Raw genomic sequence first — 16,201 nt, 5'->3', positions numbered from 1 at the left:
AGGTAAAAAATGACTAATTTCATCGTAAAAAAAGTGGCGGTACTGGGTGCCGGCGTGATGGGCGCGCAGATTGCAGCGCACTGCGTCAATGCCAAGGTGCCTGTCGTGCTGTTCGACCTGCCGGCCAAGGAAGGCCCTAAAAACGGCATCGTACTGCGCGCAATCGACAACCTGAAAAAGCTCAACCCTGCGCCGCTGGGCAACAAGGATGATGCCTCGTATATCGAAGTCGCCAATTACGAAGACGACCTGGACATCCTGAAGGGCTGCGACCTGATCATAGAAGCGATCGCAGAACGCATGGACTGGAAGCACGACCTGTACAAGAAGGTCTCACCTTACATTGCGCCGAATGCGATCTTCGCATCCAACACGTCGGGCCTGTCCATCACGGCACTGTCTGAAGGCTTCGATGCCGAGCTGAAAGCCCGTTTCTGCGGCGTGCACTTCTTCAACCCGCCGCGCTATATGCACCTGGTGGAATTGATTCCGACCGTGGCGACGCGCCCGGAAATCATCGACCAGCTGGAAGGCTTCCTGACCACGACGCTGGGCAAGGGCGTGGTACGCGCCAAGGATACGCCGAACTTCATCGCCAACCGTGTTGGCATTTTCGGCATGCTGGCAACTATCTACGAAGCTGAAAAATTCGGCCTGAGCGTGGATGTGGTGGATGACCTCACAGGCAAGAAACTGGGCCGCGCGTCTTCCGGCACGTTCCGCACCGCCGACGTGGTGGGCCTGGATACGATGGGCCATGTCATCAAGACCATGCAGGACAACCTGGCAAGCGATCCTTTCTTCGCCATCTACAAAACACCGGACGTGCTGGCCAAGCTGGTTGCCGCCGGTGCACTGGGCCAGAAGACCGGCGCCGGTTTCTATAAAAAGGTAGGCAAGGATATCCAGCGCCTGGATTTTGCCAAGGGTGAATATGTTGCCGGCGGCGGCAAGGCCGATGACGTCGTTGCCCGCATGCTGAAAGAAAAAGACCCGGTCAAGCGCATGAAGACCCTGCGTGAATCGACCAACCCGCAGGCACAGTTCCTGTGGGCGATTTTCCGCGATGCTTTCCACTACATTGCCTTCCACCTGGAATCCATCGCCGACAACGCACGTGATATCGATTTTGCGATGCGCTGGGGCTTCGGCTGGAACACCGGCCCTTTTGAGACATGGCAGGCCTCTGGCTGGCAAGAGATTGCCAACTGGGTCAAGGAAGATATCGATGCAGGCAAGGCGCTGTGCAATGCGCCGCTGCCGGCATGGGTATTCGATGGCCCGGTTAGCGCAAATTCGGGCGTGCATACGCCCGAAGGTTCCTGGTCTGCCAGCAGCAAGACTTACGTACCTCGTTCCGAATTGCCGGTGTACCAGCGCCAGGCATTCCGCGCACCGGTACTGGGCGCAGGCGCGCCGGACGGCAAAACTGCGGGCACGACTTTCTTTGAAGATGAGTCCGTCCGCATCTGGCACCAGGATGACGATGTGCTGATCTTGTCTTTGAAGACCAAGATGCACGTCATCGGGCCTGGCGTCATCGACGGCATGGAAAAAGCGATTGCCGAAGCCGAGAAAAATTTCAAGGGCCTGGTCATCTGGAATACCGACGCAGCCGAAGGCGGCGCCTTCTCTGCCGGCGCCGACCTGCAGGCAATGCTGCCGCTGTTCATGTCTGGTGGCGTCAAAGCCATCGAACCGGCAATCGCGCGTTTGCAACAGGCGCACCAGGCGTTGAAATACGCGAGCGTGCCCGTCGTTGCCGCCGTAGCCGGCCTGGCGTTGGGTGGTGGTTGCGAACTGGCGCTGCACGCGGCAAAACGCGTGGCGTCGATAGAGTCGTATATCGGCCTGGTGGAAGTGGGCGTAGGCCTGGTTCCCGGAGGCGGCGGCCTGAAAGAAGCAGCGGTGCGCGCAGCAAAAGATGCCAAGGGCAACGACCTGCTGCAGTTCCTGAAAAACTACTTCACCAATGCGGCCACTGCAGCGGTATCCAAATCCGCGCTGGAAGCGCAGAAGATGGGCTACCTGTCGGCGGATGACGTCATCGTCTTCAATGCCTATGAACTGCTGCATGTTGCCAAGGTAGAAGCGCGCGCGATGTTCGACGCCGGCTACCGTCCGCCGTTGAAGGTGCAGGTGCCGGTAGCAGGCCGCTACGGCATGGCAACCATCTCTGCGCAGCTGATCAATATGCGTGACGGCGGCTTCATCTCTGCGCATGACTACAAGCTGGGCACGATGATCGCTGAGATCGTCTCCGGCGGCGAAGTCGAGCAGGGCAGCGTGGTCAGCGAGCAGTGGCTGCTGGATATGGAACGCAAGGCCTTCATGGAATTGCTGAACCATCCCAAGACGCAGGAACGCATCATGGGCATGATGCAGACCGGCAAACCGGTCCGCAACTAGGCCGGCCGCATACTGACACGGAGCCGCACACGCCATGGACATGCTGCAATTTGGTAAGGAAGCGCTGCAAAGCCAGCCTTTCAGCAGGCTGCTGAAGGCCAGCCTCACCCGCTTCGATACCGGAGGCACGGAATTGCGGATCGCAATTACCGATGACCTGAAACAGCAGCATGGCTTTGTGCATGGCGGCGTGCTCAGCTATGCCGCCGACAATGCACTGACCTTTGCCGGTGGTGCAGCACTCGGGACCGCAGTCGTTACGTCGGAATACAAACTGAATTACCTCCGTCCCGCCATAGGACAGGAAATCATTGCACGCGCCGTGGCCGTGCATGCAGGAAAAACGCAGGCCGCCTGCCGTTGCGACCTGTTCGTGGTGAATGAAGGTAAGGAACTGTTATGCGCTATTGCGCAAGGCACGATTGCGAAGCTTCCCGTCGCGCCATCAAATGAATGAATCAGGAGAAATGAAATGACAAAACAACTTCAAGACGCCTACATCGTCGCCGCCACCCGCACCCCTATCGGCAAGGCGCCGCGCGGCATGTTCAAGAATATGCGTCCGGACGACCTGCTGGTGCGCGCGCTGCAATCGGCGCTGTCGCAGGTGCCTAACCTTGATCCCAAGCTGATCGAAGATGCGATCGTCGGCTGCTCCTTCCCGGAAGCAGAACAGGGCTTGAACCTGGCGCGCATGGGCGTGCTGCTGGCCGGCCTGCCTAACACCATAGGAGGCGTGACCATCAACCGGTATTGCGCTTCCGGCATTACCGCGGTGGCCATGGCGGCCGACCGCATCCGTGTCGGCCAGGCTGACGTGATGATCGCGGCCGGCGCCGAATCGATGTCTATGGTGCCGATGATGGGCCACCATCCGTCGATGAACATGGCCATCCTGAAAGATGAAAATGTCGGCATGGCCTACGGCATGGGCCTGACGGGCGAGAAAGTCGCCAACCAGTGGAAGATCTCGCGCGAAGCGCAGGATGCGTTTGCGCTGGCTTCCCACCAGAAGGCACTGGCTGCGCAAGCCGCCGGCCTGTTCGATGATGAAATGACGTCGGTCGAGATCATCGAGCGCTTCCCCAATCTGGCAACCGGTCAGATTGATATCAAAACCCGCACCGTCAGCAGGGATGAAGGCGCGCGTCCGGACACCTCGCTGGAAGGCCTGGCAAAGCTGAAGCCGGTATTTGCCGCCAAGGGCAGCGTCACCGCCGGCAACAGCTCGCAGACTTCAGACGGTGCAGGCGCACTGATCCTGGTCAGCGAAAAAATCCTGAAAGAATTCAACCTGACGCCGCTGGCGCGTTTCGCTTCCTTCGCTGTTCGCGGTGTGCCACCTGAAATCATGGGCATCGGCCCCAAGTTTGCGATTCCTGCCGCCTGTCGCGCAGCCGGCATCACGCAAGACCAGCTGGACTGGATCGAGCTGAACGAAGCGTTTGCAGCGCAGGCATTGGCCGTGATCCAGGACCTGGGCCTGGATCCGTCCAAGGTCAACCCTATGGGCGGCGCGATTGCCCTTGGCCACCCGCTGGGTGCAACTGGTGCGATCCGCTCCGCCACTGCCATTCACGGCATGCGCAGGAACAAGCAAAAGTACAGCATGGTCACGATGTGCGTAGGCACAGGCATGGGTGCGGCCGGTATTTTCGAGAACATGTAATGAACTGCTGCCTGTCTGCGATGCTTACCAGAACCGCAGGAACAGGCAACGAATTGCAGCGGCCGCTAGTTTAGCCACAGACAACGACCGCACTTGAGCTTTCATGTGCGGTTTTTTATTATAAAAATGAGACAGGACACACAATGGATATCTTGACCCACAAAGAAAACGGCGTTCTGAGCATCAGCTTCAACCGCCCGGAAAAGAAAAACGCCATCACCGCTTCGATGTACCAGGCGATGGCCGATGCGCTGAAAGACGGCGAAGCGGATGCCGCCATACGTGCCATTCTGATTAGCGGCAGGCCGGAAATTTTCACAGCCGGCAACGATCTGGAAGATTTCATGAAGAATGCGCCGAGCACCGCCCAGGGCGGCACGCCGCCGGTTTACCAGTTCATGCAGGCGCTAAGCCAGTCCAGCAAGCCTGTCGTGGCAGCCGTATCCGGCGCCGCAGTAGGCATAGGCACCACCTTGCTGATGCATTGCGACCTGGTCTACCTGGCCGACAATGCCAAGCTTTCCATGCCCTTCACGCGGCTGGGCCTGTGCCCGGAATTTGCATCTAGCATGCTGTTCCCGCAAATCGTCGGCTACCCGCGCGCGGCGGAAAAACTGATGCTGGGAGAAGCTTTCTCAGCCCAGGACGCCTGGGACATGGGCCTGGCCACCAAGGTGCTGCCGCTGGAAGAGTTGCTGCCCTATGCGCAGAAGCAGGCCGCCAAACTGGCCGCACTGCCAGCCAACTCCATCCGCACCACCAAGCGCCTGATGAAGGGTAACCAGGCCGCGGCGATTGTCGCGAAGATGGAAGAAGAGAACAAGAATTTTGGCGAGATGTTGAAAGCACCGGAAGCAAAAGAGGCGTTTACCGCGTTTTTTGAAAAGCGTAAGCCGGATTTTTCAAAGTTTTCTTGATTTGATTACCGCTTGTCAGCATATCCGTAAAGTGCCACAGAAGCTGAGATTTTTGCGAGAGAAGTCGAAATTGGTGTTTTTGGCTACCGAGACCAGACTAATAAATGACGCAGAAGCAAGCAACCGCAGGTAAGGTGTTACTGGCACCAAAGCGGTTGCTCTGTCTATCATTTATTGATGAGCTGCTTTCAATTGGCTGACGAACGTATCCCCAAATGCCTTATCCGAAAAAGGTTGTTGACCTGTGACGAGTTCTCGATCCACTACGACCTTGCTTTGCCAGTCAGTTGCTTCGTCAAGGTTGGCGCCCGCAGCACGCAAAGCGTCTTCTGCGTAAAGCCTGACCTCGCCTCCTAGTTGCTTACCAGGGCCTTCGCCTTGTTTTTCTTCTGAGTTGCTAAAAACAGTCATGCGGTAGCCGGCGTATGGCCAGTCTTTTGCATAGCGGCTAGTTGCAGCTTTATCGCCATTGATCAAGGCTTTTTCGTAGCCTACAGGGTCTGAAGTCGCGGAAAGCAAAGCGATTGGACCGTGGCAAATGATGCCAGTAGGCTTTCCAGCCTCGTGGAATGATTGCAGAATTTTGCCAAGGGATTTGTCATGAACCAGATCCTGCATTGGGGCATGTCCACCTGGAATGAAAATCCCGGCGTATGAACGGGAGCCAGACTTCGCGGCATTGCTGAGTTTGATGGGATGCTTTAGAGCGGCAAAATCAGATACGAATTTATAAGCCGCCGCACGTGCGGACTCATCATTCCCAAAAAAGAACTTGTTGTTCGAATTTGCATCCATCGCAGGCGTTTTTCCGCCGGGGCTTGCAAACACGGGCATGTATCCGGCATCTACGATTTTTTTGAGCGGGATGGCAAGCTCGTTCAAGAAATAGCCTGTTTTATATGATTTGCCGTCGCGGAGAGCAAGTTCTTGTTCTCCCGATAAAACAACGAGTACTTGACCCGCGGTTGGTTGTTGAACAGCTTCCGCGGCAGAAGTGATAGATATGCCGGCCAAAGACATAAGTAATGCTTGACCTAAAGGTTTAAAGACGCTCATGTGATCCTCTTTAGATTTTCTTTATGATTATGCTGATTCGACTGCGTAGCGTGATGCAGGTTTCCCGGTCTGAGTTGCCGCAAACAGATTCGTGCGTGCAGCCTCGAATGCATCCCAAAGCTGTTTGTTTTCCACGGAAGGGAGGGTTACCGCTTCTCCCTGGTCCAATCCGGCCAGCGCTGCATCGACGCAGTGCTCTGCAGTCATGACTGAGCTTTGGTTCAGGTTTGCCAGTGGCACGCCGGAAAGGTCCCACAGCTCTGTAGCTGTAGATGCAGGCAGTACCAACTGTACTTTGACGTTCGTGCCTTCCGCCGCAATCTGTAATCCGCGAGTGAAATTCAGCACATAGCCTTTGGTCCCGCTATACACCGCGCTCAATCCTATAGTTTGAAAAGAAAGGACGGAGCCGACATTGATGATCGTTCCAGAATCACGCTCAAGGAACTTGCGCAATGCGACTTGGCTAAGACCGACCAGGGCATCGACGTTCAGTTTATGCATGGCGTCGATTTGTTCATCATTTAACGATGGTGCGGGTGCCAGTGTTGCGTTACCGGCGTTGTTGACCAAGAGGGTGATGTTCGGATTAGCGGATATCTCCGTGATGATGCGTTCAAGGTCCTTGCGCTCAGTCAAATTGGCTACCAGTATTTTCACCTCGATACCGTGTTTAGTACGAAGGCGCTGTGACATGGCCTCTAGTCGATCAGCGCGCCGAGCAACCAAGATTAGATCGTAGCCGCGTCCGGCCAGACGATCAGCATATACAGCGCCTAATCCCGCCGAAGCGCCCGTGACGATAGCAATGCCTTTTTTGCCGGGAAGATTTTGAGTGTTACTGATATTCATTTATGACTCCTGATGTAAATAAAGGCGTCCTTTCGGATGCCGGCTGTAAAAACATTGATTGCAACTGGACGATGGACAGCTGACGGTATGGGCAATTTGCGCCCAGAATGGGGCGTTGTTTTTCGGATCACTGAAAGCACACCTTCTGCATTTCTATCTTCTGTCAATTTTTTTTGAGAACGATTGGTAAAGAAAGGGGTAAAAAATTTTAGTCGAGCAGGGCAATCACGCTATCGACCATTTTTTGCAACTTCGCGACGGGAATTCCGCTGCGAGCTTGCACCCTGATCCCGACCCAGGTGTTAAAAATGATAGAGCCAAGTCCGGCAGCTTCGTACTTGACACTGATTTCCGCCTTCGCTTGTCCGCGGGCGACGATTTGCGTAATCAATTTCGCCGAACGATCAAAGTTGTCATTGATCCTCGTGGCAGCCTGACTATCGTATCCGGAAACTTCGGTTGCAGAATTCACCAGCAAACAGCCAAGGGAATTGTCGGCAGCGATGACAATGGACGACTCTAGTAAGTCTTTGATCATCAGGCGGGCATTGGTATCTCTCACTGCGGCCTGGCGCAAATCTCGATCGGCGATGTCAGCGTAGCGTTCAAGCGCCATCAGAAACAGCGTGTGCTTGTCACCGAAAGTGTCGTATATAGAGCGCTTATGGATCCCCATTGCTTCCACTAGCTCCTGCATCGAAGTCCGTTCAAAGCCTTGGCGCCAGAAGAGGGCCATGGCTTTTTCCAGTACCTCTTCCGGTTCAAATTCTTTGTGCCTGCCCATTTACGAGTCCCTGTAAAAATACAATGCAGAACTACCTTTTAAGTAGTCTGACATGTTTGACGCAGATTCTAGAACGATCGGTTCAGAAAATCAAGACTATTCTGTATTCTGTTAAAGAGACTCGGGAGGCGGTCTACCAACTTTACTCAACTAAAGTCGCGCTCGGCGTCTAATCGGTAATCGCTGCATACACAGGCCTTGAAGGACAATCGGCGTCTAGCAAATGGAATCCGGGAACGTCAGCAATTCCGTTGGGAAGCAATGCTTTCGCTGTTGCGATAACATTCAAATATGCACGCAACAATTTAATTTTTCCGTCGCGTACCACTAAAAAACTTGCGTAATTTTGCACATAAATTCGGTCGGAAGCCTTTATTCGCCCTTTAGAATGATATTCGGCAAAGAGCGAAGATTCATCCTTCATGTCGTGGATTATGAGTGCACTGATTTCGAACGAGGTGACCTGGACTTTAACTGTTTCAAGTAACGTGCGTATAGCGATGGGCCCTTCGAACCGCCGCTTTAGGCCTATCGCAGGAAAATAAGGGAATTCGAGTATCCCGTCTTCTGCGAAGAGGTCGATGCATTGGTCTACTCCATGATCAAGATTCTCCAAACCTTTTAAGAATTGCTCAAGTAATACACGTGCTGAACTCATGTCAGTGTCCTTCAGGGAAATGGTGATTTACACCGAAAAGATAGCCACGCCCTATTGTCCACCCGCGCCGCGAATCACCTCATCAACCGCAAGGGCCCATTACAGATACAGCGCCGTTGCGGCGCTGTTGGACTTCTATGGCGAAGGGCCGATTATTTATTCAAATTGCCGACGTGATGGCCCAGACGCAGCTCAAAATCCCCTTCCTGTTGCAAGCCTTTCTCAAGCAGCGAAGCAATCAGGCGCTGCGTATTCGGCCAGGTGGTGGTGCCTATAAATGCATGGTTTGATTCCCATCGCTCAGCATCAGATGGTACGCCGGCACGCGAATTCACCAGCTTTTTCGCCAGTTCCAATGCGCGTTTGTCAAAGCTCGCCACGCGACGCGCGAAGTTATCAACAAATGCGTCCAGCTCAGCATCTGGTATCGCTCGGTTTACCCAACCGTATTTTTCTGCCGTCGCAGCATCGAAGTCATCGGACCCGGTAATGATTTCAAGAGCACGCGAGCGGCCGGCCAGAGCGGATAACCATTCAGTAGCGCCGCCGCCAGGTACTACGCCGACGCTGACTTCTACTTGTGCAAGTACCGCCTTTTCCAAGCTGGCGAAGCGCATATCGCAAGCGAGTGCAAGTTCACTTCCATGCCCGCGGGCGCGGCCCCGCAACGAGGCGATGCTGACGACGCGAGATTGCGCCAAGCGAGTTACGAAATTCGGCCACTCTCCAAATTTTGCGGCCCCTGGCATATCCGGAATAACCTCGCCGCGGACTAGGTCGTAATGGGCGACGAAATAGTCGGGATTCTCGCTGTCAAAGACCACTACCTTCAGTTCTTCGTCGGTTTCAATGCGATCCATCAGCACGCGTAACTCGGCGAACATCTCCGGGTCATACAGGTTGATCGGTGGATTTCCGATCGTGACGCGCCAATACGCAGGCGTTATTTCTGTGATGCGGAGTCGTTTGTGGGTAGTCATGATTAATTCCTTTTGCTCGATAGCCAAATTGGGTTGAATGCGGTTTGATGAGATTCATCAAGTGGTTTTATTATGAAACCACATTAAGCGTACCAAACTTAGTTTAATAACGCAACTAGTATTTTTTGACGCAAAACAAAGGCGAATTTATATGCGCTGCATGCTTTCCAAAAATGCGACCGGCTGGCATTGTGGTTTTATTACGAAACTAAAGAGGTTTAAAAAAGAAACCAAATGTGCTACTATTCAAACCATACCCTAGGTATTCTTCAAGGATGTGGACATGGTAAAGAGAAAGAGTTTGGATGGAGATGTTTGTGCTATCGCGCGCTCCCTCAACATTATTGGCGACTGGTGGTCATTGCTGATTATTCGTGATGCGATGGCTGGAGTAAGCAGGTTTGGCGAATTTCAGAAAAGCTTGGGATTGGCCAAGAACATCCTGACTGTTCGCCTCAAGGCGATGACGGAAGAAGGGATACTTGCCGTCGTACCAGCTTCGGATGGAAGTGCTTATTCGGAATACGAATTGACTGAAAAGGGGCGTTCGCTTTTGCCTGTGCTTGTCGCATTGGGCCAGTGGGGTGCTGAATATTTATATGAGCCCAATGAGGAAGAATCTGTTCCATTGGATGCAAAAAGAATGCGACCCTTGCGTAAGCTGGAGCTAAAATCAGAAGATGGGCGAAAGCTGCATCAAGACGATGTGTTCATGCCCAAGAACGTCATTCTTGAAGCGTCACCCTCGACCACTCGCAAGACCGCCGCACGTGCATAGACGCTTTCTGGCGCACCAATATTCTGATGCGGGCGGGGTTTAGGTCCATCTTAGTGGGGCGGTTTATTCACCAGGTGAACAGATGATGAAACATTTTGCTGTATCGCACCCGCTCTTCTCGCATTTGTTTATTTTTTCGTCCGAATGGGGTAGTTAGGTACACTAAAGTGGCAATTTTTTTCCCCAATCTGGTTGCGTTATTAAACTATTTATAATCGCTTTACTCAAAAGGTCGAAATTGGACCTCGATCAACAACAAACCGGGAGCAACTTATGAACCTTCAAGGAAAAAACGCATTAATCACAGGCGGCAACAGTGGTATCGGGCTGGCGACAGCGCGACAGTTCATCGCAGCTGGTGCAAAAGTAGCGATCACTGGAAGGAATCACGCCACGCTGGATTTGGCTGCCCAAGAGCTGGGGCCAAACCTCTCTGTCTTTCTGCTGGATATCACCGACGTAGCGTCGATTGAAGCGGCGGTCACTGCAGCTGCGAGTGAGCTCGGATCGATAGATATTCTCTTTGCAAACGCAGGTATGGCGGCAATGACGCCGCTCGCGACGGGCACGGCAGACGAATTTTCCCGCATCGTTGCAACAAATCTCACGAGCGTTTTCTTCACCGTACAAGCCAGCCTGCCCTATTTAAACCACGGCGCTTCAGTGATTTTGAATGGTTCAGTACATGCCACGCAAGGAGTGCCGGGCTGGTCGGCATATGCAGCGACCAAAGGAGGCGTTCGTTCAATGACCCGTGTTCTGGCTGCGGAACTCGCTCCAAAGGGTATTCGCGTGAACCAGGTTACACCAGGTGCAACACGCACGCCTATCTGGGATGCAGTGGCTCCGGATCCACGTGCAATGGAAGCACTTGAACTCAAATTACGTAACAAGATTCCTTTGGGCCGACTCGGCGAAGCAGATGAAGTCGCGGCCACGGTCCTTTTCCTTGCATCCGCTGCATCGGCCAACATCACTGCGCAAGAGATCGTTGTGGATGGCGGCGCGACAGGCGCACCGTTGGGTGCGCCGGTTTATCTGGTGTAGTCATGCCAGGCGATAAATTTCTTCGCCTTGGAAAATTTGACGGTGCAGTGCGAGTTCGTAGGTTCATCTTCATCACCTTGTAGACGCATACGCCTTTGATCGAGTCATTGATTCCGCATATCGATTGTGCGGTATTTTTTTAAACAATTCAGCACCAATCATTCTCAAATAAGGAAGCAGTAATGACGGCGTATTCGCATATTTCAGTTGAAGCACCCACACAGTCATGGATGGGGGTCTTCGCTATCGCTCTTGGTGCATTGTCGCTGGTGGTGACAGAGTTTCTGCCCGTGGGCCTGCTCAGCGGCATAAGCCGAGATCTCGGGATTACGGAAGGAACCGCGGGTCTGGCAGTAACGGCAACGGCCATTTTGGGTTTCATCGCCGCGCCGATAACGGCAATAGCAATAGGGAAAATCGATAGAAAACGCGTCTTGCTTGGACTTACCCTCTTGCTCATCATATCCAGCATTATGTCCTGGCAAGCTGAAAGTTTTGCAGTTCTACTGGTTGCCCGCATCATCCTCGGAATAGCAATAGGGGGCTTTTGGGCGATATCCATTACTGCTGCGGCAAAGCTGGTTCCACCGGAAAAAGTCCATGCAGCATCGTCAATCGTGTTTGCGGGAATATCAATCGGTTCGGTGGTGGCTGTACCTGCTGGCTCCTATATCGGTACTCATTTCGACTGGCGTATAGGTTTTTTAGGGGCGTCTGTTCTCGCGATTGTGTGCTTCTTTCTTCAGCTGGCCTTCTTGCCGAAAATCGCAAGCAGACGTGGAGTCAATGTCAGGCATTTCTTTGGCCTGTTAGGTGTGCCCAGAGTTCGCGCGATTTTGCTGACCGTTGTCTTTATCGTAGGTGGGCAATATGCGGGATACACATTCATCACGCCTTATTTGGAGAAGACGGCAGGCTTCGATGCAGGGATGCTCAGCGGTGTACTGTTTGCTTACGGCGTTGTCACTGTTATCGGTAACTTTGTCGGCGGTGCGTTTGCCGGCCGTAATCTGCAAAAAACCATCGTAGCGACGGTATGGATATTTTTAGTCTCGCTACTGATGGTTGCCGCATTCGCGAGCAATATTATTGTAGTAGTGGCGGCCTTAATGATGTGGGCGCTCTCGTGGGGCATGGCTCCAGTAGGCACGCAGCTTTGGTTATACGATGCCACGATAGAGACCCCTGAGGCGGCGCAGGCAATGAATACGAGCGTATTTCAACTTTCAATTGGTGTAGGGTCATTTGCGGGTGGGGTCGCGGTGAATAGTGTCAATCTTCAAAGCTCGATGTGGCTGGGTGCATTAATACTTTCGCTGGCGGTAATCACGGTATATTTCATTGGAAATATGAAACGAAAAGACGACGCACTTTCTCCATTGCCGCGCAGAATTCCATTGAAGTGAAGGCGCCCTGAAGCGTGAACGTCAGCTGCCCAACTCATTCAGAGGAAACGATATGAAGGTGACTCGAGATCAGGTTGCCAGGAACCGACAAAATATTCTTGCGTCGGCTGCTCGGCTTTTCCGAAATCGGGGATTCGGGGCGGTCTCTCTGGCGGATGTCATGAAAGACGCTGGCCTGACACACGGGGCATTCTATGGGCATTTTCAGTCGAGGGAAGACCTCATGGCGCAGGCAATTTTTCACTCGGCGGGGCAACAGAAGGAATATATCGCCGAATCTATTGCCGATAACTTTCGCAAATATCTAAGTATTGCCCATGTAGAAAACCGTACCGACGGATGCCTGTTTGCGGCGTTGGCAGGCGATACTTCACCTCAGTCCGCTGAAACGAGGCATGAAATGACCGACCGGCTGCGATACACAATTGACCAGCTCGTTGGGCTAACAGCTGTCGCCGGCTTACCAACCCGCAGCACCGCCATCGCCACCTTTTCGACCTTGGTGGGCGCGCTCGTACTTGCACGTTTGGTCGACGACCCGGAATTTGCCGAAGAAATACTGAGTGCCAACCGTGAGACCTTGTAGGTCGATCAAATATATGACACGGAAAATAGGGAAATCATGTCGCCGTTGATTTTGTTTCCGTGTTTCTGGTGGCCTATTTTCCACGGGGATGGCAGCCGGCAATAAGCATGTACGAGGCACTTCTCGGCCTCCGGTGGACATTGGTAATGATGCGAGACAGGCGCTGTTATTTGCGCATGCCGTCATTCCGCTTTTTGGGAGTTAACGCTGGTTTGATTTCTTTCATTACCCGTGGCACTTTCCTGGCATCAATAGGGGCTGACCCTACAGCAGTACTTGTGGTCATATCCGCTGCGACGGCGGGTGATTCAGATTCGGAGATGCCTGCCAGTATTTGTAGACACTCAATAAAATGCTGGCGCGACGCTTCCGGAAGTGGCTCAACAATCTTTCTTTGGACCTCAAAGCTAAGAGGAATCAAGTCTTCCAGCTGCAATTGCCCCTGTTCGGTGAGTCGTATTTCGTAGGCGCGCGCGTCTCTGACGGACCGTTCGCGTACGGCTAGGCCCTTCGAAATAAGGCGATCGATAGTATCGGCCAGAGTATTGCGGTCAAAACCTGTTTCTTCCGACAATTGGGCATGCGTCGCCGCTGGCGTGTGAGAGATTGTTACCATCAGCGCCACCTGCTGCTTGGACAGGCCTGTTTCACGGCCGATCAAATCATCAAAAATGGCACGCGCCCGGGAATGACAACGTCGCAGCAAATGGCCCGGAGAGTTATGTAGGTCAAACGTCTCGACCAACGCTTTACCGGAAACCTGCCTTTCCCCACTCTTGCTAGAGTTTGTCTGCTTTTTTGCAGAGGAGGAGCGTTCAGATGAGAAATTCTTTATGTCGGATTTTTTCATGAGCAAAATTGTATCTCGATTGCCGGTGCTAAGGTTATATTCAATCTAAGTGGGTAAAAACACCAAATATCAAATCTCGTGGCCTTGTCGCCAAAAGCAACCAGTCAGGAAGCGTGGCCGAACAAAAAATGCTTGCATCCCGCTTGAATACCGATGCTATTTCCAACTCGGGTCAATTAGTCCTGCAGACTCGAATCTGCTTCCGGATGTTTTGATCGCTTCCGTTCGGCAAGTATGGCGCCGGCCAATCCAAAGGCGTGATTTGCAACAGGCACGCCGCAATACGTTGCGGCCATTATGATGAGCTCTTTGATTTCATCTGGTGTGAGCCCTGAATCAAGCGGGGCATCAAGCGCGGCACGGACGTGCAGTGAGAACTCTTCATAGGCGCGAATGCCAAGCATCATGCTCATGGCAATTTGTCTGCGTGTTTTTTCCGAAAGCCCATCACGGCCCCAGACATCGTTCCACGCGTGGCGAGTGATTAGTTCCTGAAACTCGGTATTAAATTCCGTTCTATTGGTCAGCGTCTTATCGACCCATTCGTCCCCCAGCACTCTCCGGCGAGTGCGTAGGCCTGCCTCGTAGTCGGATTGCTGCACATCTGTTCCCATCATTTTTTCTCCTGGTTGATGAATCAAAGCGTTGCATTGCGCAAAGCCTGTTGTTGCTTGTTTGTCCCGCCATGTTTTCTCAATGCGTGAAGACGGGACGTCGCTCTAGGCGCTTACTGTTCGCTTCTGGAAAAAACTCACCGCAGGCAGTGATGGCACCCTCCTAGCCTGGTTGTGAGGTTCCCGCCGGTCGAAAAAACTTTTCCCATGTTTAGTTCCGCCTATACGACAAATAAGATTGGGCTGCGTATAGTGCGTTGACAATGCGTAGTATACGACATATATTTAGGGCGTGTACTACCTATATTCGGAGGCGATATGAATAATAAAGAACCATCTTCAGTGGTAATTCTTGGTGGTGGTCAGTCAGGTATCTGGGCCGCAAAAACACTTCGGGATGAGGGGTATGAAGGAGAGGTCACGTTGGTGAGCGAAGAACTCCATGCGCCTTATGAAAGGCCCCCTTTGTCGAAGGCTCTGCTACAGCAGCCGATTTCAACTTCTCCTCAAATATTTGACAGCGCGCTGTTAGATGGACTGTCGCTTACTTGGCGAAAAGGCGTGCGTGGCCAGTCGCTTGATCTTCGATCAAAAGAAATTGTGTTATCGGATCAATCAACACTTACCTACGGAAAGCTTATTTTCTGCACAGGAGGGCGCGCGTTGCGCCCCGAGGTTGCCGGCATGGATCTGCCGGGAGTTTATACGTTAAGAACACTCGATGACTGTGTTCGCTTGCATAAAGGCTTGCAGACCGCCCAAACAATATGTGTTGTCGGTGGTGGTTGGATTGGGCTTGAAGTAGCCTCAACGGCGCGTACCATGGAGAAATCGGTTGTCTTGCTTGAGAGGGTGAACGGGCTTTGCACGCGCATGCTTCCACCCGAGTTGTCGGCATATCTGCTGGAATTGCATCGCTTGGCAGGTGTTGATGTTCGCCTGAATTCGGAGGTGAGCGCGATTGGGTCTTTCGGCAGATCACTTTGTCTGAATATCTCGGACGGAAAATTCTTAACCGCCGACTTGGTTGTTTTTGGCGCTGGCCTGCTAGCGAACGATGAAGTCGCGGCCGAGGCAGGCCTGCAATGCGATCGCGGCATCCTGGTAAATCACCGCTGCGTTACGAGCGATCCAGATGTGCTAGCGGCCGGCGACGTTGCGGTAGCGCCCAATCGCTGGGCCGGTCGGCCCATTCGCCTTGAATCCTGGCAGAACGCGACCGCCCAGGCGGTCATTGCTGCCAAGGTCGCTCTTGGCCAGGACGTCATGTATGACCCCCTTCCGTGGTTCTGGTCCGACCAGCATGATATCAACCTGCAGATATTTGGATGGCCACAATCGCATCATCGGACTGTGCGTCGCAATCTCGACCGAAAAGATGCCCACATTACATTTTTGCTTGATGGGGACAAGGTAATGAGTGCAATCGGCGTCAACGCAGCGCGTGAGCTACGCATGAGTCGACGGTTGATCGAAAGTGCTATCGCGGTACGAGACTGCGATCTCGGCAATCCGGAATTCAAGTTCTCGGCATTTCCAACAGATTCTGCCTGACGACAGAAGAAGCTAGAGGGGAAATGCCGCCTTCCCCGCAT

General features: G+C 53.2%; 16 protein-coding genes. 9 read left to right on the top strand and 7 right to left on the bottom strand.

Going from position 1 to position 16,201, the window contains the following annotated elements:
• The first annotated feature begins 9 nt into the window (after positions 1 to 9).
• The 4 genes from ACO0LO_RS12630 (at position 10) to ACO0LO_RS12615 (ending at position 4,995) form a co-directional block, all read left to right on the top strand.
• Entirely contained in the window at positions 10 to 2,409 is a 2,400-nt protein-coding gene (locus tag ACO0LO_RS12630) for a 3-hydroxyacyl-CoA dehydrogenase NAD-binding domain-containing protein (protein WP_422964572.1), read from the top strand.
• A 40-nt stretch (positions 2,410 to 2,449) separates the two neighbouring features.
• Complete coding sequence (locus ACO0LO_RS12625) at positions 2,450 to 2,866, top strand: PaaI family thioesterase (protein ID WP_422964713.1); 417 nt, start codon at positions 2,450 to 2,452, stop codon at positions 2,864 to 2,866.
• 15 nt (positions 2,867 to 2,881) lie between these two features.
• Entirely contained in the window at positions 2,882 to 4,078 is a 1,197-nt protein-coding gene (locus ACO0LO_RS12620) for an acetyl-CoA C-acyltransferase (protein ID WP_422964571.1), read from the top strand.
• 143 nt (positions 4,079 to 4,221) lie between these two features.
• Complete coding sequence (locus ACO0LO_RS12615; RefSeq protein ID WP_422964570.1) at positions 4,222 to 4,995, top strand: enoyl-CoA hydratase; 774 nt, start codon at positions 4,222 to 4,224, stop codon at positions 4,993 to 4,995.
• A 171-nt stretch (positions 4,996 to 5,166) separates the two neighbouring features.
• On the opposite strand, the gene ACO0LO_RS12610 is transcribed toward ACO0LO_RS12615, so the two are convergent.
• The 5 genes from ACO0LO_RS12610 to ACO0LO_RS12590 form a co-directional block, all read right to left on the bottom strand.
• Positions 5,167 to 6,051: a type 1 glutamine amidotransferase domain-containing protein gene (locus tag ACO0LO_RS12610; protein ID WP_422964569.1), complete on the bottom strand. Its 885-nt coding sequence runs from the start codon at positions 6,049 to 6,051 to the stop codon at positions 5,167 to 5,169.
• Between the two features lie 27 nt (positions 6,052 to 6,078).
• The gene (locus ACO0LO_RS12605) at positions 6,079 to 6,903 is read right to left on the bottom strand and encodes an SDR family NAD(P)-dependent oxidoreductase (protein ID WP_422964568.1); all 825 of its coding nucleotides are present in this window, start codon (positions 6,901 to 6,903) and stop codon (positions 6,079 to 6,081) included.
• 208 nt (positions 6,904 to 7,111) lie between these two features.
• The gene (locus ACO0LO_RS12600) at positions 7,112 to 7,687 is read right to left on the bottom strand and encodes a TetR/AcrR family transcriptional regulator (protein WP_422964567.1); all 576 of its coding nucleotides are present in this window, start codon (positions 7,685 to 7,687) and stop codon (positions 7,112 to 7,114) included.
• 169 nt (positions 7,688 to 7,856) lie between these two features.
• Positions 7,857 to 8,345 carry a nuclear transport factor 2 family protein gene (locus tag ACO0LO_RS12595; protein ID WP_422964566.1) on the bottom strand — a complete coding sequence of 163 codons (489 nt, stop codon included), beginning with the start codon at positions 8,343 to 8,345 and terminating at the stop codon, positions 7,857 to 7,859.
• Positions 8,346 to 8,497: 152 nt separating this feature from the next.
• Positions 8,498 to 9,325, bottom strand: coding sequence for an enoyl-CoA hydratase/isomerase family protein (locus ACO0LO_RS12590; RefSeq protein WP_422964565.1), 828 nt, complete (start codon positions 9,323 to 9,325; stop codon positions 8,498 to 8,500).
• Between the two features lie 283 nt (positions 9,326 to 9,608).
• Here ACO0LO_RS12590 and ACO0LO_RS12585 point away from each other — a divergent pair, with 283 nt between their 5' ends.
• The 4 genes from ACO0LO_RS12585 (at position 9,609) to ACO0LO_RS12570 (ending at position 13,142) form a co-directional block, all read left to right on the top strand.
• The gene (locus tag ACO0LO_RS12585) at positions 9,609 to 10,103 is read left to right on the top strand and encodes a winged helix-turn-helix transcriptional regulator (RefSeq protein ID WP_422964564.1); all 495 of its coding nucleotides are present in this window, start codon (positions 9,609 to 9,611) and stop codon (positions 10,101 to 10,103) included.
• Between the two features lie 273 nt (positions 10,104 to 10,376).
• Positions 10,377 to 11,150 (top strand): SDR family NAD(P)-dependent oxidoreductase, encoded by a 774-nt coding sequence (locus ACO0LO_RS12580; RefSeq protein ID WP_422964563.1) that lies wholly within the window; start codon positions 10,377 to 10,379, stop codon positions 11,148 to 11,150.
• A gap of 182 nt (positions 11,151 to 11,332) precedes the next feature.
• Complete coding sequence (locus ACO0LO_RS12575) at positions 11,333 to 12,556, top strand: MFS transporter (protein WP_422964562.1); 1,224 nt, start codon at positions 11,333 to 11,335, stop codon at positions 12,554 to 12,556.
• 52 nt (positions 12,557 to 12,608) lie between these two features.
• Positions 12,609 to 13,142 carry a TetR/AcrR family transcriptional regulator gene (locus tag ACO0LO_RS12570; RefSeq protein WP_422964561.1) on the top strand — a complete coding sequence of 178 codons (534 nt, stop codon included), beginning with the start codon at positions 12,609 to 12,611 and terminating at the stop codon, positions 13,140 to 13,142.
• A 166-nt stretch (positions 13,143 to 13,308) separates the two neighbouring features.
• On the opposite strand, the gene ACO0LO_RS12565 is transcribed toward ACO0LO_RS12570, so the two are convergent.
• Both ACO0LO_RS12565 and ACO0LO_RS12560 read right to left on the bottom strand, forming a co-directional pair.
• Positions 13,309 to 13,992: a MarR family winged helix-turn-helix transcriptional regulator gene (locus tag ACO0LO_RS12565; RefSeq protein WP_422964560.1), complete on the bottom strand. Its 684-nt coding sequence runs from the start codon at positions 13,990 to 13,992 to the stop codon at positions 13,309 to 13,311.
• Positions 13,993 to 14,168: 176 nt separating this feature from the next.
• A complete protein-coding gene (locus ACO0LO_RS12560; protein WP_422964712.1) occupies positions 14,169 to 14,606 on the bottom strand; it encodes a carboxymuconolactone decarboxylase family protein in 438 nt (145 codons plus the stop codon).
• 318 nt (positions 14,607 to 14,924) lie between these two features.
• Between ACO0LO_RS12560 and ACO0LO_RS12555 the strand changes: the two genes are divergently transcribed.
• A complete protein-coding gene (locus ACO0LO_RS12555; RefSeq protein ID WP_422964559.1) occupies positions 14,925 to 16,160 on the top strand; it encodes an NAD(P)/FAD-dependent oxidoreductase in 1,236 nt (411 codons plus the stop codon).
• Positions 16,161 to 16,201 lie beyond the last annotated feature (41 nt).

This window comes from Undibacterium sp. TJN25 (assembly GCF_049339885.1).
Classification (GTDB): domain Bacteria; phylum Pseudomonadota; class Gammaproteobacteria; order Burkholderiales; family Burkholderiaceae_D; genus Undibacterium.
Note: the sequence above shows the minus strand (reverse complement) of the source record. Positions and strands in the feature narration are given on the sequence as shown.